This is a genomic window from Kaistella jeonii (genome assembly GCF_000812865.1).
Classification (GTDB): Bacteria; Bacteroidota; Bacteroidia; order Flavobacteriales; family Weeksellaceae; genus Kaistella; species Kaistella jeonii.
This window is the reverse complement of record NZ_JSYL01000006.1, coordinates 1-18,692: the sequence shown is the minus strand read 5'-3', so window position 1 is coordinate 18,692 and position 18,692 is coordinate 1. Positions and strand designations below refer to the sequence as shown.

Genomic DNA, 18,692 nt, shown 5'->3' with positions numbered 1-18,692 from the left:
TTTCATACAAATCTCCTATCCATTCATAAAAATTTGTATTTTTAGACTTATGAAAAAATTTTATACTCTTTCGTTTTTATTAATAAATATCCTTTTGTTCTGCCAAACAAAAGCTTTGACAGAGGATGGAAAAGACGTATTGTTGTTAGACAACGGTACATGGAGATACGTCAATTTGACAGATTCTTTGGCATTGCAAATGATCAAAACAAACCCCACGTTATTCGCGAAGAGTAAAGCATCAACTTTCCAGATTAAAAGTAAAAAATTAGATATCGGTCTTTATTTGAATACAAAAATATGGCGGATATCTACACAAACGAAAAGTCCTTTCACTGAATATGTTTTTAATGATGTTCATGATGAAAATGCTTTAGGGGCATTTATGATGACAGAAAAAGTGCAAATTCCTACCCTGAAAAATTTGAAAGACATTATTCTTACAGGAGTATAAAACAAAGTTGATTATTTTCGGTTAAAAGAATCTGAGTACCGCACCGTAAATGGTTTAAACGTAATTTACATCAGGTATATCGCCAATATTAAAGGTCTCGATTTTGAGTACGCCGGTTACTATTATATCGATAATTCTGGCTACTGCGGAGTCGTTGGTTTTTCTACACAACAAAATTTTGAATTAAATTTCCCCGTAATTTTAGATCTTCTCAACGGATTATCCCTGGCAATAAGACAGGTTGTAACTGAAGTCATCGAGTATTCGTCGCCACCACCGCCAATGAAATAGAAATGCTTTTTAGGAAATTCTTCCCCATTTATTTTTGCTTTTATATTGCTTGGTGTAATAATTTCTTAAATCTAAGTTTTCCGGATTTTGGAGATTTGGATCATTTTTAAGTAAAATTTCTACGGCTGTTTTTGCAGCTTTAATTATTTTACCGTCCGAAAGTAAATCGAGTTTTTTAAAATCGACAACGCCACTTTGCTGAGTTCCCAAAATATCTCCAGGACCGCGAAGTTGCATATCAACTTCTGATATTTTGAAACCGTCATTGGTTTCAGTCATGGTTTTTATTCGGGTACGGCTTTCTTTTGACAATTTATCCGAAGTCATCAAAATACAGTAACTCTGTTCACCGCCGCGACCAACTCTGCCCCGAAGTTGATGCAGCTGTGATAAACCAAACCGTTCTGCGCTCTCAATGATCATTACGGAAGCATTTGGAACATTTACACCAACTTCTATCACGGTTGTTGCGACCATAATTTCACATTTTCCGGAAGCAAAATAATTCATGGCAGCTTCTTTTTCTGCCGGTTTCATTCTCCCATGAAGCATGGTGACATTTTTACCTTCAAAAAAATCTAGAATATGATCGTAATTTTCGAGTAAATTTTTATAATCTAAAGTTTCAGATTCTTCAATTAATGGATAAACGAAGTAAACCTGTCTACCTTTTTCGATCTCATCTTTTGCAAAGCGAAAAACAGTCAATCGGTCTTTTTCGCGACGATGTGCTGTAATAATTGGTTTTCTTCCAACCGGCATTTCGTCAATCACAGAAACGTCTAAATCGCTGTAAAAACTCATCGCTAAAGTCCTGGGAATCGGTGTCGCCGTCATTACCAGAATATGAGGCGGAATTTTATTTTTTGCCCACAACCTCGCTCTTTGCGCCACACCAAATCGATGCTGTTCGTCGATAATTGCCAAACCGAGCTGTTTAAACTGTACAATATCTTCTAAAACAGCGTGTGTTCCGACCAAGATAGAAAGTTCACCATTGAGTAAAGCTTCGTGAATAATTTTTCTTTCTGAAGTTTTTGTAGAACCTGTGAGTAATTTAACTTTTACATCTGTTTCAGCTAGTAATTCTGAAATTCCGGCAAAATGCTGTTGCGCCAAAATTTCTGTCGGTGCCATAATGCAGCTTTGGAAACCATTGTCAAGTGCGATCAACATGGAAAGTAAGGCAACCATTGTTTTTCCCGAACCAACGTCACCTTGCAAAAGTCGATTCATTTGAACCGGTTTTTTCATGTCGGTACGAATTTCCTTTAATACTTTTTTCTGAGCGTTTGTCAGTTCAAAAGGTAGAACATGGTCGTAAAAATTTTTAAATTGACTGCCAATTTTTGGAAAAGGATTTCCAACAGCAGAAGCTTTATGATGCTGTTTTTTTAAACCATAACCTAATTGAAAAAAGTATGCTTCTTCAAATTTGAGTCTTCGGTTCGCATGTTCGAAATGATTAAGATCTTTGGGAAAATGAATGTGATAAAAAGCGTGCATTCTTCCAATTAAATTCAACTGAGTTCTTAAATTCTCTGGGAGATTTTCTTGAATTAGGGAATGCAAATTTTTCGTGATTTCTGTGAGAACGGTTTGGAAGAATTTATTATTGAGCCCTCTTTTCGCGAGTTTTTCACTTCCGGGATAGATCGGTAAAAGTGTTCCGGACAGGGCTTTTTTTTCATCGATCTCAATTTCAGGATGTGGCATTGAAAAATTCCCGTTGAAATGATTAATTTTCCCAAAAATAAAGATTTCCTGATTGAGCGGAAGTTGATCTTTCATCCATTTTGAATACCGAAACCAAACCAACTCCAAAGTTCCGGTTTCATCACGGAATTTGGCGGTCATTCTTTTCTGACTTTTCCCATAACCGACTTCCTGAATATCGGTGATTTTTCCTTTAAATTGAATTTCAACTTCAGGTTCTTCACTTAAATCACCAATTTTGTGAATCTTACTTTTGTCAATATAACGCAAAGGGTAGAAGGTGAGAAAATCTTCCACCGTCGTAAATCCCAAAACATTTTTAATGAATTTTGCTCGTTCAGGACCGATTCCTTTTAAGAATTCTATGGAAGTTTCTAAAGTCAATTTTTAATTTAAAACTAATTTTTTGTTAGAGGCGAATTTCGTTAAAATAAAAAAGACTTCCAAAATTTATTTGAAAGTCTTATGTTATATTATCTAGGTTTTAGCGATCAGTCTTTGATACTGGATTTAAATTTTTTCTGATAATTCTCCCACTTTTCCCGCGTATCAATTTTTTTATACGCATCGTTTGCAATAAACGGAATATAGGGTTCAAGTTCTTTTGCAGTCAGTGCACCCTGTAAAATGGTGATCGGATTGCTTTTTTCATCCAGGAAAACAATACTCGGAATGGCATTCACATTCATGTATTTGGTTAGATCGTGGAGCGAATTTTTATGTTTTCCCTCTTTGTATCCAGGGTTGCCAAACGTTCGACCAAATAAATTGATGTTTTCTTTTCCTTCTGCATTAAATTTTACAGGATAATAATCCTCATTCAGATATTTTGCGATCACCGGATTATTAAAGGTGTTTTTATCCATGATTTTACATGGTGCACACCAATCAGCATAAAAATCAATAATGATCTTTTTTGGAGTGATCTTTTGCGCTGCAACTGCCTGTTCCATAGTCATCCAGTTAACTTGTGCAAAAGCCAGAACTGTAATAAAAAGCGAAAATAAGAGGGTAATTTTTTTCATCTCGTGTTTGATGGCTAAATTCATACCAAATTATATATTATCTAACTTCGTGCATCAGTTTTTTAACTAATGGGGAAATTATAATTAAAAGGATCCCGGCAATCACCGCATATAAACCCAGATCTTTGTAACCTGAAGTATAAGCTGTTAATTTTTCAATGTTTGAAGCATCTGCTCGTGCTGTAGCCATGTTTGCGCCAATTAATCCTGCAACATACTGTCCGTAAGCTGAGGCTAAAAACCACATTCCCATCATCATTCCCTGTAATTTTTGGGTAGAAAGCTTCGTCATAATCGATAAACCAATAGGAGAGAGACACATTTCACCCAAAGTGATTATGAATAAGGCAACTGTAAATAAACTTAAAGAAGTTACCCCGGCAGCATTTGCGAAAAATTTAGTAGCGAAAATGGCATAAAATCCTAAACCTAAAAAGATAAATCCTAAACCAAATTTAATGATGGTATTGGGTTCTAATTTCTTTTTACTTAACCAGATCCATAGCAAACCTATTGGTATTGCAACTAATAGAATAAAAAATGCACCACCAGAATTATTAACGCCGTTTGGATCTAAACCAAGTAAATCATTATTCAGATTATGAGCCGCGAAAATACTAAGAGAACCGCCACTTTGTTCATAAATTCCCCAGAATACAATGGAAAACAGAATGAAAACAAGGGCTGCAGTCAATTTGTTTCTTTCAATTTTGCTCACTTTCGACATTTCATAAAATAAATAAATCAAAGTTAACGGACCTACAACGTACATAAAATAATCGGTGTATTCGGTTTTTGCAACCATGACCATGATCATCGGAATGAAAACTAAAGACAATACGTAAACACCGTATTCTTTCCATTTTTCCATGGAAACGAGTTCGCCGTTCGCTAATATTGTTTGAGGTTGTAGCCCGATGGGACCTAAACTTCTTTGCGTAAAAACAAAATTAATTAAGCTGATCACCATTACCACTGCAGCTAAACCAAAAGCAACATTCCAGTGCAATCCTTCGGGAATCAAATGTGGGAGTAATTCGCCTTTTCCAATGGCAATACACAGATAACCTCCAAGCAAAGCGCCTAAATTGATTCCTGCATAAAAGAGAGAAAAACCTGCATCTGTACGATTATCACCGGCTTTGTAAAGTTTTCCAACCATGGTTGAAATATTCGGTTTGAAAAATCCTGTACCAACGACCGTAAATGCAATTCCTAAAAAGAAAAACCGGTGTGGATCTGCAGCTAAAATTAAACTTCCGATGATCATCAAAGTTCCTCCCCAAAAAAGAGATTTCCGAAAACCTAAAATTTTATCTGCGAACAAACCTCCGACGAAAGTGAAGGCGTAAACAAAAGCTTGAGTAGCACCATATTGCAGGTTCGCTTCTTTCTCACCCAAATTCAGCTGAGAAATCATGAAGAAAACGAGCATTCCACGCATTCCGTAGAAACAGAAACGTTCCCACATTTCGGAGAAAAATAAAGACCAAATTTGTTTTGGGTATTTTCCTTTGAAATCTTGAATTTGATCGAGAGTTAGGTTCATAAGTATTGAGTAATTAGAAATTAATTTTTGATGATGAATATATTTTTGATATTTCCATCCCACGAATTTATAAAAAAACCTCTGATAAATCAGAGGTTTACATATTATTTTGAATAATGTTTTTAGTTTACACCGTGCATCATTTTTTTCAAAATTGGAGAGATCATTGCTAAAATTGCTCCTGCGATTCCACAAAGTATAACGAATACCATGAAGAACTCAAATAAATTGTGAATTTCAAATCCAACAAAACTATTATAAACTGTTGAGATCTGCTCTTTATTCATCAGTGATATTTGCTCAGCATTTAAGGTCACTTTTTTATCTAAAACATCTTGAAGATTAATTCCTATCTCCTTAGCTTTTAGGAATTTGTCTCCCGTTGCCGGCAAGATTGATCCTAAAATTCCGGATAAAGCGTATCCCGCAGCATTAGCAATAAAGAATACACCGAATAAAAGGGAAGCAAATCTTTTCGGAGCTAATTTTCCAACCAAAGATAAACCGATCGGTGATAAGCAAAGTTCTCCCATTGTCTGGATTAAATAAAGTAAGATCAACCATTTTACAGCAAGCAATCCTGTATTCCCTAAATCTTTTACGTTGTAAGCAATAATTAGATAACTTAAAGCGATTAGACCAAGTCCAATTGCTTGTTTTAAAGGCGAAACAGGCTCTTTCTTATTTGCTCTTAATTTGTCCCAAAGCATACTGAAAGGAACTGCTAAAACCACAATAAATAAACCATTAAAGATCTGCACCATTGATGGCGGCATATTCCAACCAAAAATATTTCTATCTGTTTGGTTATCAGCAATGAATGTTAACGATGAACCTGCCTGTTCGAATGCAGCCCAAAAGAAAATGATGAAAAAGGATACGATATAAATTACCCAGATTCGATCTCTTTCTACTTTATTTTCTGTAGCCGACATAATTAAATAAGCCAACGCAAGTCCCATCGAATAGATGAATGGGTAAATAACTGCTTTCACAAATTCGCCCATTCCAACAGAGCCAAATCCGATCTTATCAACGAATAAATATTGAAATCCGAAGAATGTTAATACAAAAATCGCTACTGCAATACCGATTGATTTTCCAGAGAAATTAGCGGTTTGAGTTTCACCTTCTTCAAAATCTTCTGCCGTGTTTTGACTTGGTAATCCACCAATTGGTCTTCCTTCTGGTGTTACAACATATTTATTTTTAAGTAAAATGAAAGTAAGTGTTCCGATCACCATTGCGATAGAAGCAGCTAAAAAGCCCCATTTGAAAGCGTGAATATCTCTGATTCCACCTGCATCTTTTACATCTCCTAAGAAAGGACAAATAAACTGACCTAAAAACGCTCCTAAGTTAATTCCCATGTAGAAAATGGTAAAAGCTGAATCTAATTTCGATTTTTCCTGTTTTGGATAGAGACTTCCTACCATCGAAGAAATATTTGGTTTAAAGAAACCATTCCCGAAAATAATCACTCCTAAAGCGATCCACATCAGCATTTGCGCTGAACTCAAATTGGAGTCGAATGTAGAAGCACTCATAAACATCAAAAATTGTCCAACTGCCATCAAAGCTCCGCCGACAATAATACAATATCTATTTCCTAAAAATCGGTCAGCGATAAAACCACCGAGCATTGGGGTAAGATAACAAAGCGCCAAAAAACCACCATAGATTATGGTTACATCGCCTTCTTTCATTAACAAAGCGTTTACCATAAAGAGCGTCAACAAAGCGCGCATACCGTAAAAGTTGAAACGCTCCCACATTTCTGTGCCAAAAAGCACCCACAAACCTTTCGGGTGTTTCGTTTTTGGTTCGTTTAAAAGTTCGTTACTTGAGTTCACTGCTTCTAGCTCGTCCATATTTGTAGCGTTAATTATTTGTTAAGATTAGCAAATATAGTTTTTTTTGTGTTTTTACAAAGACATTTAGCAACATTATACCAAAAAACCACAGAATTGAACTGTGGTTTAATTATTTAGATCAAAATATAAAATTTAGTGTCCTTTCTCCTTCATAATTCTGTTTAATCTTTTCAACATGGACAGTCCAAGTAAAGTTGCGAAGATCAATAGTGCGAAATTCACCAAAAAATAGTTGGTTTTATTTTCATAATCGTACCAGGTACTTGCCAAAATTCCCGATAATTTATTTCCTACAGAATTGGCTAAGAAGAATCCGCCCATCATTAAAGCAGTAATTCGTGCTGGTGAAAGTTTAGAAACGAAGGAAAGTCCCATCGGAGAAAGACAAAGTTCTCCTATTGTGATGACGCCATAACTCGCAAAAAGCCACCATGGTGAAACTTTTATGGCTCCATTTTGTCCGGCTTGAACTGCTAAAATCATGACCAAACAGGAAAGTGCGGAAATAAAAAGTCCTAAAACTATTTTTGAAGGAGTCGATGGTTCTTTTCCTTTACGCCTTAAAAACATCCAAACTCCCACAATTATAGGTGTTAAAGCAATTACCCAAAATGGATTGATGGATTGAAACAGTTCAGTATTGTAAAGAAAGGTCGTGTTTTCTTTCCCAGATTCTAAACGTTTTCGCTCTTCAGGACTGATATTTTTGAAATAAACATCTTTACCTTGAACTTTAATTGTTTTTTTATCGGCATCTTTTTGTGCCCGAAATTGTTCATCGTAAATAGGAACTTCTTTGTCTGCGTATTTCAAACCTTCTACCATATAAATAGATTCCAAAGGTTTTTCCAGCGTTGCAGGAACACTTCTGTCGGTGTAATAATTGGCCCATCTCGTCAAAGCGGTTCCATTTTGTTTAAAAACGGCCCAGAAAAACATCGATATTAGAAAGATAGAAAGTAGTGCTCCAATAGACGGTTTTTCTTCTGGTTTTGCCTTAAAATAAAGAGAAACATAGAAATAAATCACCGGAATTGTGGCAAAAATAAAGGCATCTGTAGAATCACTTCCAATTAGATTGCCTGGAATAAACCAACCGACCGCGCCTGCAATTAAAGCCGGAACAAATACCTTCAATAAAATTTCTGAAAGTTTCGTGTCGCCTTCTTCACTTGGTTTCATGACCGCGGCGTGTTTATAATGTTTCATACCGATGGTGAAAATGACTAAGCCAACTAACATTCCAACTCCTGCGGTGATGAATGCTTCACCCCAACCGAATTTATTCCGCATAAACGCCGCGATGATATTGCAAATGAAGGCACCAATATTAATTCCCATGTAGAAAATATTGTATCCCGAGTCTTTGTTCGCTTTGTAAGGTTCTTCTGAATAAAGGTTTCCCAAAAGCGTTGAAATCGTTGGTTTGAAAAATCCGTTTCCTATGATAATTAAAGCTAATGAACTGTAAAACCACGTCATATCTTTGAAAATTCCCATCCCAATATATCCTGCAGCCATTAAAATTCCGCCCAAATAAATAGATTTTATGTAGCCCAAAACGCGGTCAGCTAAAAATCCACCGATAAAAGGAGTTAGGTAAGTTAATGCGATATAAGTTCCGAAAATATCATCAGCATTTTTATCCGTAATTCCCAGACCACCACCAATTCCTTGAGGTTCAATCAAATAAAGTACAAAAATCCCAAGGATTAAATAATATCCAAATCTTTCCCACATTTCCGTGAAAAAGAGGTAGGGTAAACCTTTCGGGTGTTTGCTTTGCTGCTCCATATTTTTTATCAATTTTCTCAAAAATAGGATTTTTTATTTAAATGAAAATCCACTCAATTTTGAGTGGATTTAAAAAGATATTTTAAGAAATTACTATAAATTCTTTAAGATAAAATCAGTCATTTTCTGATATAGTTGTGGTCTTGTATTTCCACCAAAAATTCCGTGGTTTTTATCTGGATATGCCATGAATTCAAATTGCTTTTTGTTTTGAATCAAAGCTTCAGAAAACTCCATTGAGTTTTGGAAATGTACGTTATCATCGGCTGTACCGTGAATTAAAAGGAGTTTTCCTTTCAATAATTGCGCATAACTTGTTGGTGAATTATCGTCATAACCTTTCGGGTTTTCCTGCGGCGTTCTCATGAATCTTTCGGTATAAACTGAATCGTAATATCTCCAGTTCGTAACCGGTGCAACAGCGATTCCGGTTTTGAAAACTTCTGCTCCTTTTGTTAAAGCCAAACTTGTCATATAACCACCAAAACTCCAACCGAAAATACCTATTCTGTCTTTATTAATATAAGATTGTTTTCCGAACCATTTTGCTGCAGCAATTTGATCTTCGATTTCGTATTTTCCTAAGTTTAAATAGGTTACTTTTTTAAATTTGGTTCCTTTGAAACCTGTTCCGCGTCCGTCAACACAAGCAACGATATATCCTTTTTGAACTAAACTTTCAAACCAAATCGCATTTCCGCCATCCCAGGAATTTGAAACCTGCTGCGATCCCGGACCAGAATATTGAAACATAAACAATGGATATTTTTTATTTTTATCAAAGTTTTTTGGCTTCATGATCCAGGCGTTCATTTGATCACCTGCTTCATTTGGAACCGTGAAAAATTCCTTATCAACAAAATTATCAGCTTTCAATTTTGCCAATAGCTCGTTGTTATTTTGAAGTTCTTTCAAGGTTTTCCCGCTGTTATCTTTTAAAGTATACGTGTAAGGTTTTGCAGCAGAAGAAGAAGTTTCAATAAAATAATTGTAATTTCCACTGAAATTAGCGCTATTATTCCCTGAGTCATTAGAAAGTAATATCGATTTTCCAGAGTCGATATTTATTTTTGAAACGACTTTGTTAATGCTTCCTTTTTCGGTTGTCTGAATGTAAACTTCTTTAGTTTTAGGATTAAATCCGTAATAGTCAGTTACTTCCCAATCTCCTTTCGTGATTTGTTTTTTTAGTTTTCCATTTTGATCATACCAGTAAAGATGACGGTTTCCATCTCTTTCTGCACCCCAAATAAAAGAATTATCATCTAAAAACTCCAGAGTAACATTATCAGTATCGATCCATTTAGGATCACTTTCTGTGAATAATTTATTGATCGTTCCTGTTTTTGTATTCACTTTTAAAACGTCAGAAGCATTTTGCAATCTTTCGGAAGTGATCAAAATAATTTCGTCCCCTTTCGCAGTTTTATAAATATTTGGAATATAATAATTTTTAAAGTTTGCTAAATTTAAAGCCATCGTTTTGTTAGAATCCAAACGATATAAATGTGCTGAAACAACCGAGTTATTGGCACCTGCTTTTGGATATTTATACCGCATTTCAGAAGGGTAGAGCTGCTTCCCATAAATAGGAATAAACATTTCAGGAACTGCGGACTCATCGGATTTTACAAAGACAATCGCATCGGAATTTTTCGTCCATTCGTATTGTTTTGCATGTCCAAATTCTTCTTCGTAAACCCAGTCAGCAAGACCGTTTAAGATAGCATTTTTCTTTCCATCAGTAGTGATTTGCGTAATTTTCCCGGAAGATAATTCCTGGTAGAATAAATTATTATCAGCGATGAAAGCGACTTTGGAACCATCGGGTGAGAATGTTGGTTCCTGAACAAAATTTCCATTATTTAAATTGAGAACTTTTCCAGATTTCAAATCTTTCACATCGAATTTTCCTAAGAAAGAATGTCTGTAAATTGGTTCGCTATCCTTTAATAATAGTATTTTCGACTCATCATCATTAAATATATAGGACTGGAAATTTCCGTCCACAATATTTCCATCTTTTTTAGAGGTTTTATAGGAATATTTTGCAATTCCGTCTTTCTCGATGACTGCATAATTTTCGCCATTTTTGAGGGAGGCAATTCCTGAAATTCCTTTGCCACGATAGTAGCCGGAATAAATTTTATCTAAAGTAATTTCTTGTGCGAAATAAGACACAGAAACGAGGATTGAAACTGATAAAAAAAGCTTTTTCATTGTATGATTTTGATAAGAATTCAAAGATAGCAATTTTATTAAACCTGTAAACTTGTAAATTTTTAATTGTGATGGCAAAATAATTGATGAGTTTGCAACAGTAACTTTATGATACGAAAAAAGTTAAAATTTAATTTTAAATTCACAATCATGACAGAAAAAAAATATTCGAAAAAAGCAGAAGAAAAAATAGGTGAGGTGATGCAGGAATTTAAAGAAGGAAAATTGAAATCTTCTTCGGGAACTAACGTCACCGACAGAAAACAAGCGATCGCAATTGGAATTTCTGAAGCCAAAGAATCTCATATGAAAGTACCGAAAAAATCCAAGGAATAATCGCTGCTATAAAAGTTATTGATCGCGGCGACCTTCTGTCGGAAATTGTTTATTTCTTTTTCTCTTCATTATGAGCAAAACCGATAGTTTGTCGCGGAGCTTCAACTACCTTGTAATGTTCTAATTCTTTTTTCAGCTCTTCAATTCGAAGGGGAAAATCATCATCATTATTTTTTGAGACATCGGTAATAAACTGACTGACTTGATCCAGATATTCTTCGGTCAATTTTGCAGAAGCATCCCGCAGTGCAGAATTTAAGAGATTACTGTCAATTTTAATTTGATCAGAACTGTCTTTCAAATAAAGATTTCGAATCCGTTTTTTTAAACTTTGCGTAAAATCAATGATCATTGTATTCGAAAAAATATTCATTTTAGAGGAAATGTCTTTCCAAAAAGGAAGATGATTTGCATTATTTTTAAATAAAATTTTAATTAATAAGGAATCTTCAGATAAATTATCTGTGATATGATGAAGGATCATTTTTAACCTTTCTTCTGAATTTGGCGGAAATACGGGAATCATAACATCAAATCTTCCTGGCGCCAGAATCTCTTTATCGATATCCATAACTGAATTGGCAGAACCTACCATCAATAAATTTTCATTTTCGAAATGTCCAATATAGTGCAGAATAATTTCTTTGGTTTCCTCATTGCTGGAGGATACGGAGTTTTGCTCATTTCGTTGCGTCATGATCTTGTCAAAATCTTCCATAAAAAGAAGCACTTTGTCTTCCTTCATCCTTTCTAACAAAAAATCGTTGAAACTAGTTTTATTTCCATCTACGAAAGACGTCCCGTAATAATATCTTTTAACCTGCTCGAATCGGTAACCTGTTATTTCTGCAATTTTATTGGCCCAAAATATCTTTCCACTTCCGGGAGGACCGTAAAGAATAATGCCCGCAGTTTTATGAATTCCCCAATCGGTGAGGGGTGACTGATTCATAAAAGGCTCTAAAGTTCTTGAGATATAAAAGAACAGATCACGATAACCAATAAAATCACGTTGAATTAAACTCGATTTTTTCCCAAAATAATCATAGACAAACTGGTAGTTTCCCCCCATTTTATTACCGATGCCGAAACTGGAGATTGAAGATTTGTAAGTTCCATTATCAAAAAGATTACGTTTTTCTTTATTGATAACTTCTGAAACTTTAGTAGTCGGTTGATTGATATTTTCTGTAGATTTTTTATGCCCTAAATCTTCATCATATCTTTTTAGAAAAATAATATTTTCTCGCGCAAACTTTTCAAAATCTTTTTTAACCTCTAAGTTGGTGCTTAAACATTCAGATAATTCCAGATCGAAATCCTGAATAAATTTAATGAAGATCTTGGTGGAGATTTTTAGTTCTTTTGCTAGTTCTTCCAATTTCATAAAATAAAATTTTGGGTGCAATCAAAGCTACAAAATTTTAGGAAAAAGTGTAAGCGCTAAAAATTACAATTCATCATATTTTATAGAAATAAAAATTAATATGGATGAAATGAAATTTTCACCAAAATTAAGGTTCAAAACTTTCAAATTTTCCATTTTCGTAGAACCAAACAATTCTTTTTATTTTACCTTCTTGATTTTCAATTACTTGAGCTTCTAATTTTGGTTGTGGAATATCTAATCGTTGAGAATCTGATATTTCTTCCTTCTTTGGACTTTGTTCACGAATTTTAGATTCTCGCGGAATATCATTTGAAATTTTATCTTCAGATTCTGTGACTCCGAAATTTTCATCGTTAATTAAGGAGAATAAATCTGGTAGAGAAGAAGGTTTAGGTTTCTCCACAATTAATTCTTCTTCATTCTTTTTAACCATTTTACCAGATCCACTAATAAGCCAATCCCATTGTAATTCGGGAAAACGAGTTTTTATCTTAATAATAAAATCGAGGGATGGTTTATTCCTCCCAGAAGTGATGTGTGAAATATTTGATCGCTGCACATCGATTTCATCTGCAAACTCAGAAGCAGATAATTCTGAATATTCGATGATTTTTTTAATTCGCTCGTTTAAATTCATAATTACAAATGTAAATAAATATTTTACAAATATAAAATACAAAAGTAAACAATCAACAATAATACTTCTTTACAAAAGTAAAACCAACACTTAATGTATTGGTTTTTAATAGCTTATATAGTTTACAAATTTAATTAATACCGTAAGTGATCATCATTTTCAGGATTAAATTTTAATGCTCGTTCTTTTTTACGTTCTGGGAAAATTAAAGAAAAGAAGATACTTAAACCTAAAATTCCAACGATCACGAATAAAGAATGCGTTGTTGAAAATCCCCAGTCTTCCAGATAATGATGGAATAACATCTTCAAACCAATGAATATTAAAAGAATTGCTAAACCAATTTTAAGGAAGCGGAACTTATCGATAATTCCCGCTAGGATAAAGAACATGGAACGCAAACCGATGATGGCAAATATATTTGAAAAGAAGACGATATAAGGATCTTTAGTCACTGAAAAAATTGCGGGAATACTATCAACGGCGAAGATTAAATCCGTCGCTTCGATGATCAGTAAAACTAAAAATAGTGGCGTAATTTTCTTGACTCCTTCTATGGTTACAAAAAATTTATTTCCTACGAAATGATTGTGAACCTTAAAGAATCGATTGGCAAACTTTACGATGGGATGATTTTGGGTATCAATTTTCTCATCGCTGTCTTTATCAAGGAACATTTTAATCCCTGTAAACACTAGGAAAGCTCCAAATACATACATGATCCAAGCGAATTTGGCAATAAGTGCTGCACCTACAAATATGAAGCAGAACCTCATTACTATTGCGCCCAAAATTCCCCAGAACAAAACACGGTGATAATTTTTTTGCGCCACTCCAAATGCGGTGAAGATAAGCACCATCACAAAGATATTATCCACAGAAAGTGCATACTCTACAACATAACCAGTCAGATATTCTAATCCTAAATTCTGATTGTATAACTGAATGCTATGTTCGAGATCTCCTGGAATTATTTTTACGGGATGATGATGCGAAGAAATAACCTGTTGCAGTTTTTCCATACTGTCGATCCCGTGGAGTAGGTGACCGTACGTAATCAAAACCACATAAAAGCACATGGACAAAACAATGACGAAAAAGCTCATTAATCCTGCCTGTTTCATCGATACTGTCGAAGACTTCTTATTCAAAAGTCCTAAATCCAAAGCGAGGATGAAGAAGATAAAAACTAAGAATCCAAGTAAAAATAGCGTCTCGTTCGTCATAATAATAATATGTACAAATATACTGAAATATCACTTTTAAACGAATTTACATTTGTAATTAAAATAAATCTTCATAAGATGCTAACATTCATTTTGTTTATCTTTTTTACCTACAAATGGTGTTTCAACACTGTTTTTCTACTTAAAGCATAGTTATATTATTGCTTGATTTGAATATTTTAAATTATTGTTTTACAGTTGTTTATAATTTTTTAATGTTTATAATGCAATCCACAATTTAATCAACAGACAAACTGACATTTCGACGCGTTTAACTTATTTACAAAAGTTAATTTTATAATTCGGTTAAAAAAAATTAAATTTGAGAATTGTAAAATTTCAAAATATGTCTGAAAGATTGGAGTATCGAAAAAACCCTGATTTCCCAAAACGTTATATATCCCCGGAAAAATTATTTTTTTACCTACAGACGAATTACAGCGAGCATATTTTGAAAGTTGGAGAATCGTTTTTGGATAAACCTATTTTCAGAATGGCATTGGGAGATGGTAAAATCGAAGTTTTGGCGTGGTCTCAAATGCATGGAAATGAATCCAATGCGACGCATGCGATGCTTGATCTACTGGAAATCTTTAAACATCAACCAGATTTAAAAGAAGAACTTTTTTCCAAAATAAGTTTAGATTTCATCTTTATGCTTAATCCAGATGGTTCGGAGAAATGGTCGCGACGAAATGCTTTGGATATTGATATGAACAGAGATTTTCTGAAACTTTCGAGTAAAGAATTTCGTGTTTTAAAGAAGATGGCAGAAACAGGGAATTACGATTACGCTTTAAATCTTCATGAACAGCGCACTATTTTTACAACAGATGGCGAACATCCTGCGACGCTTTCATTTTTAGCTCCGGCTGAAGATTATGAAAGAACAATCACAGAAACCCGTAAAAAAGCAATGGCTATAATTTCCAGCATTTATGATAAGTTAAAACCAGAAATTCCTAATCAGATTGCGAGATATTCTGATGAATTTTATCCGACTTCTACCGGTGATAATCTTACGAAAATGGGTATTCCGACCATTCTATATGAAGGAGGTCATTTTCCAAATGATTATAAAAGAGAAGGAACAAGAAAATATTATACGATTGCTTTATATGAAGGTTTAAAAGCCATTTCAGAATTAAATGGATCGACAGAAAACTGGGAAACTTATAAACAGATTCCTGAAAATAAAGAAACCCATTTTGATGTTATTTATAGAAATGTAAAACTAAATACTGATTTTGAATGTATTTTGGATATTGCTGTGCAGTTTAAAGAAGAAATTTTAGACGGTGAAGAAGAGATTTCATTTCTCCCAATCGTCGTAGAAGTTGGCGATATAGGAAAAAAGAAAGGCTGGGAAGAAATTGATTGTACAGGAAAGACTTTTGTTTGCGACAAAAAATTCCCGAAGCTTGATGAAGAAATGAATTTTAAAATTATATAAAAAAAAGCGAAGTCCAAAAAACTTCGCTTATATTTTAATTGAAAAAGTAAGAAACTAATTCACTACTTTAATTCCGTTTGCTACAAATCTAATTTCCTCTTGCGGTTTTGTAATCGCATCAATTTCTGACTGTGGTTTTTTTGCGTCTTCTGCATAATGTTTTTGTTCATTAACAGAAATTACTTTCTTTTCAGCGGTTCCTTCTAAAACTACATTTTTACCTTTCAAAGCTGTTGGAACGAAGAAGGCGTAATCTTTCATTTTCACAAAAAATTTGTCGTTATTTTCGGTTTCTACTGTTAACCAACATCCTTTTTTATCGCAAACGTCTATCACTTTTCCTTTGATCGCAACGTTCTCAACTTTTTTAGATTTTTTTAATTTCTTCTGTAATTGAGCTGGAGAAACTGCCGATTTTTCTGCAACTGCAGACACTTTTCCACCGTAAACTTCACCTACTGTAGCGTTTTCTTCAGGTGGTCCCATTTTCTTTTCTGCTTCCTGCGAGAAAACTAGTGTGGAAAATGCTATCGTTAATAAAAGAACTAATTTTTTCATTTTTATAATTTTTACAAAAATAACAAATTTTATTGAGACTGAATTTCTGATAAATCAAATTTTACCTAATAATGATAGATATGTTTTACTTTAATATTAAAATCATTAGCGAAAATTTATATATTTACGTCTTTCAAAATTTAAAAGAAGAAAAAGTAATAATTAAATCTAAATTCTTCGAGATTAGATCTGAAACGAAATAAATTTTATGGACAAAAAACTCAAACTTTGGGATGCAACGATGCTCGTAATGGGCTCTATGATTGGTAGCGGAATATTTATCGTAAGTTCCGATATGATGCGGAATTTAGGCTCCGGTTATTGGCTGATCACAGTTTGGGTGATTACAGGAATCATGACGGTTGCCGCCGCGATTTCTTACGGCGAACTTTCCTCCATGTTTCCAAAAGCAGGTGGACAATACACTTATATCACCGAAATTTTTGGGAAAATGACGGGCTTTCTTTACGGATGGGGTTTATTTACGGTAATTCAAACAGGAACAATTGCTGCTGTAGCAATGGCTTTCGGGAAATTTACGGCTTATCTCGTTCCGGCGCTCAATGATTCTGCACCTCTGTTTCAAAGTGGTGGTTTCAAAATAACCTGGATTCAGATCTTAGCTATTTGTGTCATCATGTTGCTGACTTACATTAATACGAAAGGTTTGAAAAACGGAAAAATTCTTCAGGATCTTTTCACAACATCTAAAATTTTAGCATTAGTAGGAATTATCATTTTTGGATTTATCCTGGTGAAAAATTCAATGTGGAGTGAAAATATGAATTTCGGCTGGAACGCTTTTCAGGATTTCGGCAAAGAAGTAGGAAATGATTTAGTTCCAACCGGTTGGAAATCCATTGGAGGAATTACCCTTTTAGGCGGAATTGCCGCTGCAATGGTTGGTTCAGTTTTCAGTTCTGTGGCTTGGGAAAACGTAACTTTTGTTTCCGGCGAAATCGAAAATCCAAAGAAGAATGTTGTGAAATCGATGGTTTTAGGAACCATCGTCGTGATGGTTTTATACATGCTCGTCAATTTCGTTTATCTCCACGCTTTAGATCGAGACGGAATTGCATTTGCAGATAAGAATCGTCCTGCTGTTGCCGCTTCAGAAGTGATTTTCGGAAATATTGGAACCGTGATTATGGCAGTTTTAGTTATGATTTCAACTTTTGGTTGTATAAATGGATTGGTTCTCGCAGGTTCCCGCGTTTTTCAAACCATGGCAAAAGACGGTTTGTTTTTCAAATCAGCCATCGAAAATAATAAAAACAATGTCCCCGGAAAATCCTTATGGATGCAGGGAACTTGGGCATGTGTTCTCGCGCTCAGCGGACAATATGGCGATTTGCTCGACATGATCTCCTTCGTCATCGTCCTCTTTTACATGATCACCGTTTTCGGCGTTATTTATTTAAGAATCAAAAAACCAGACCTCGAAAGACCTTATAAAACATGGCTTTATCCAATCACTCCAATTTTATATTTGTTCATTGGGACCGCTTTCTGTGTATTACTGGTATTTTTCAAACCACAATATACTTGGCCCGGATTTATCCTGATTTTACTCGGTGTACCCGTCTATTTATTCATTAATAGAAACAAAAAAACAGATTAATTCCTCTCATTTTTTGAGAAGCAACAAGATTTGATTTTGTTCAAAGATTATACCCGTTTTCACTACTCGCTTCCCGATCAAATGCATCGGGAGAGCTCAAACAGGCCGTTCAACCGGGGCTAAAACTTCAGGTATTTCTTCGCCCCAAGTTGTTTGTGGCGTTCTATTTGATGCACCTGAAATAACTTTAAAAAAGAAAAAATGTCAGAATTAGTCGCCATTTTCCAGTCTTCTTATTTATACGAGATCGAAGTGGCCAAAACAAAACTCGCTTCCCGCGAAATTCCAAGTTACATCAAAAATGAATACGTAAATAATATCGCCGTTTTTCCGATGTCCCAAAACTATTATTTAATGGTCAGCGAAAGGGATTTCGAAAACGCCGATAAAGTTTTACAGGAAAACGACGAAGTTTCAGAAGACGGAACTATGATTTAGACAGAATTGGTAACTCAATAACTCAATCCCTCAACTACCTTTTTTTGAAAAAAAAATAAATCTACATTCTAGCCCCGATTGTAGAGTAAATCTTTTTCTTTAGGAGCGGC

The 18,692-nt window shown here is 34.5% G+C and carries 15 protein-coding genes; 5 read left to right on the top strand and 10 right to left on the bottom strand.

All coding sequences use genetic code 11. From position 1 onward, the window contains the following. Window positions 1-94 precede the first annotated feature (94 nt). A complete protein-coding gene (locus OA86_RS15545) occupies window positions 95-454 on the top strand; it encodes a hypothetical protein (protein ID WP_156127377.1) in 360 nt (119 codons plus the stop codon). 300 nt (window positions 455-754) lie between these two features. On the opposite strand, the gene recG is transcribed toward OA86_RS15545, so the two are convergent. From recG to OA86_RS09675, 6 genes are all read right to left on the bottom strand, one after another. Beyond that, complete coding sequence (gene recG, locus OA86_RS09700; RefSeq protein WP_039352314.1) at window positions 755-2,845, bottom strand: ATP-dependent DNA helicase RecG; 2,091 nt, start codon at window positions 2,843-2,845, stop codon at window positions 755-757. 107 nt (window positions 2,846-2,952) lie between these two features. After that, window positions 2,953-3,510: a thioredoxin family protein gene (locus OA86_RS09695; protein WP_375600436.1), complete on the bottom strand. Its 558-nt coding sequence runs from the start codon at window positions 3,508-3,510 to the stop codon at window positions 2,953-2,955. A 13-nt stretch (window positions 3,511-3,523) separates the two neighbouring features. After that, a complete protein-coding gene (locus OA86_RS09690; RefSeq protein WP_039352311.1) occupies window positions 3,524-5,035 on the bottom strand; it encodes a peptide MFS transporter in 1,512 nt (503 codons plus the stop codon). Window positions 5,036-5,157: 122 nt separating this feature from the next. After that, window positions 5,158-6,906, bottom strand: a complete 1,749-nt coding sequence (locus tag OA86_RS09685; protein ID WP_039352307.1) for a peptide MFS transporter — start codon at window positions 6,904-6,906, stop codon at window positions 5,158-5,160. A gap of 135 nt (window positions 6,907-7,041) precedes the next feature. Continuing rightward, complete coding sequence (locus OA86_RS09680; protein ID WP_039352304.1) at window positions 7,042-8,703, bottom strand: peptide MFS transporter; 1,662 nt, start codon at window positions 8,701-8,703, stop codon at window positions 7,042-7,044. Between the two features lie 93 nt (window positions 8,704-8,796). Continuing rightward, window positions 8,797-10,923, bottom strand: a complete 2,127-nt coding sequence (locus tag OA86_RS09675) for a S9 family peptidase (protein ID WP_039352301.1) — start codon at window positions 10,921-10,923, stop codon at window positions 8,797-8,799. Window positions 10,924-11,073: 150 nt separating this feature from the next. On the opposite strand from OA86_RS09675, the gene OA86_RS09670 reads away from it, so the two are divergent. Continuing rightward, window positions 11,074-11,259 carry a DUF6496 domain-containing protein gene (locus OA86_RS09670; protein ID WP_039352535.1) on the top strand — a complete coding sequence of 62 codons (186 nt, stop codon included), beginning with the start codon at window positions 11,074-11,076 and terminating at the stop codon, window positions 11,257-11,259. Between the two features lie 49 nt (window positions 11,260-11,308). Here OA86_RS09670 and OA86_RS09665 read toward each other — a convergent pair whose 3' ends face one another. The 3 genes from OA86_RS09665 to OA86_RS09655 all read right to left on the bottom strand — a co-directional run bounded on the left by OA86_RS09665 (window position 11,309) and on the right by OA86_RS09655 (window position 14,512). Then, entirely contained in the window at window positions 11,309-12,646 is a 1,338-nt protein-coding gene (locus OA86_RS09665; protein WP_039352298.1) for an AAA family ATPase, read from the bottom strand. Window positions 12,647-12,773: 127 nt separating this feature from the next. Then, entirely contained in the window at window positions 12,774-13,286 is a 513-nt protein-coding gene (locus tag OA86_RS09660) for a helix-turn-helix domain-containing protein (protein ID WP_039352295.1), read from the bottom strand. A gap of 134 nt (window positions 13,287-13,420) precedes the next feature. Continuing rightward, window positions 13,421-14,512 (bottom strand): TerC/Alx family metal homeostasis membrane protein, encoded by a 1,092-nt coding sequence (locus OA86_RS09655; protein ID WP_039352292.1) that lies wholly within the window; start codon window positions 14,510-14,512, stop codon window positions 13,421-13,423. 346 nt (window positions 14,513-14,858) lie between these two features. Between OA86_RS09655 and OA86_RS09650 the strand changes: the two genes are divergently transcribed. After that, window positions 14,859-15,965 carry a M14 family zinc carboxypeptidase gene (locus tag OA86_RS09650; RefSeq protein ID WP_039352289.1) on the top strand — a complete coding sequence of 369 codons (1,107 nt, stop codon included), beginning with the start codon at window positions 14,859-14,861 and terminating at the stop codon, window positions 15,963-15,965. A gap of 54 nt (window positions 15,966-16,019) precedes the next feature. Here the strand turns inward: OA86_RS09650 and OA86_RS09645 are convergent, their stop codons facing one another. Then, a complete protein-coding gene (locus tag OA86_RS09645) occupies window positions 16,020-16,523 on the bottom strand; it encodes a DUF4920 domain-containing protein (protein ID WP_039352286.1) in 504 nt (167 codons plus the stop codon). A 208-nt stretch (window positions 16,524-16,731) separates the two neighbouring features. On the opposite strand from OA86_RS09645, the gene OA86_RS09640 reads away from it, so the two are divergent. Together OA86_RS09640 and OA86_RS09635 are read left to right on the top strand one after the other, a co-directional pair. After that, complete coding sequence (locus OA86_RS09640; RefSeq protein ID WP_039352283.1) at window positions 16,732-18,144, top strand: APC family permease; 1,413 nt, start codon at window positions 16,732-16,734, stop codon at window positions 18,142-18,144. A 201-nt stretch (window positions 18,145-18,345) separates the two neighbouring features. Next, window positions 18,346-18,582 (top strand): putative signal transducing protein, encoded by a 237-nt coding sequence (locus tag OA86_RS09635; protein ID WP_039352280.1) that lies wholly within the window; start codon window positions 18,346-18,348, stop codon window positions 18,580-18,582. Window positions 18,583-18,692 lie beyond the last annotated feature (110 nt).

Bases quoted from the DNA above. Each gene is read 5' to 3' on its own strand.
- OA86_RS09665 (WP_039352298.1), bottom strand. From the start codon at position 12,646: ATGAAATTGGAAGAACTAGCAAAAGAACTAAAAATCTCCACCAAGATC.
- OA86_RS09680 (WP_039352304.1), bottom strand. From the start codon at position 8,703: ATGGAGCAGCAAAGCAAACACCCGAAAGGTTTACCCTACCTCTTTTTC.
- OA86_RS09640 (WP_039352283.1), top strand. From the start codon at position 16,732: ATGGACAAAAAACTCAAACTTTGGGATGCAACGATGCTCGTAATGGGC.
- OA86_RS09645 (WP_039352286.1), bottom strand. From the start codon at position 16,523: ATGAAAAAATTAGTTCTTTTATTAACGATAGCATTTTCCACACTAGTT.
- OA86_RS09695 (WP_375600436.1), bottom strand. From the start codon at position 3,510: ATGAATTTAGCCATCAAACACGAGATGAAAAAAATTACCCTCTTATTT.
- OA86_RS09670 (WP_039352535.1), top strand. From the start codon at position 11,074: ATGACAGAAAAAAAATATTCGAAAAAAGCAGAAGAAAAAATAGGTGAG.
- OA86_RS09660 (WP_039352295.1), bottom strand. From the start codon at position 13,286: ATGAATTTAAACGAGCGAATTAAAAAAATCATCGAATATTCAGAATTA.
- OA86_RS09655 (WP_039352292.1), bottom strand. From the start codon at position 14,512: ATGACGAACGAGACGCTATTTTTACTTGGATTCTTAGTTTTTATCTTC.
- OA86_RS09690 (WP_039352311.1), bottom strand. From the start codon at position 5,035: ATGAACCTAACTCTCGATCAAATTCAAGATTTCAAAGGAAAATACCCA.
- OA86_RS09650 (WP_039352289.1), top strand. From the start codon at position 14,859: ATGTCTGAAAGATTGGAGTATCGAAAAAACCCTGATTTCCCAAAACGT.
- OA86_RS09675 (WP_039352301.1), bottom strand. From the start codon at position 10,923: ATGAAAAAGCTTTTTTTATCAGTTTCAATCCTCGTTTCTGTGTCTTAT.
- OA86_RS09635 (WP_039352280.1), top strand. From the start codon at position 18,346: ATGTCAGAATTAGTCGCCATTTTCCAGTCTTCTTATTTATACGAGATC.
- OA86_RS09685 (WP_039352307.1), bottom strand. From the start codon at position 6,906: ATGGACGAGCTAGAAGCAGTGAACTCAAGTAACGAACTTTTAAACGAA.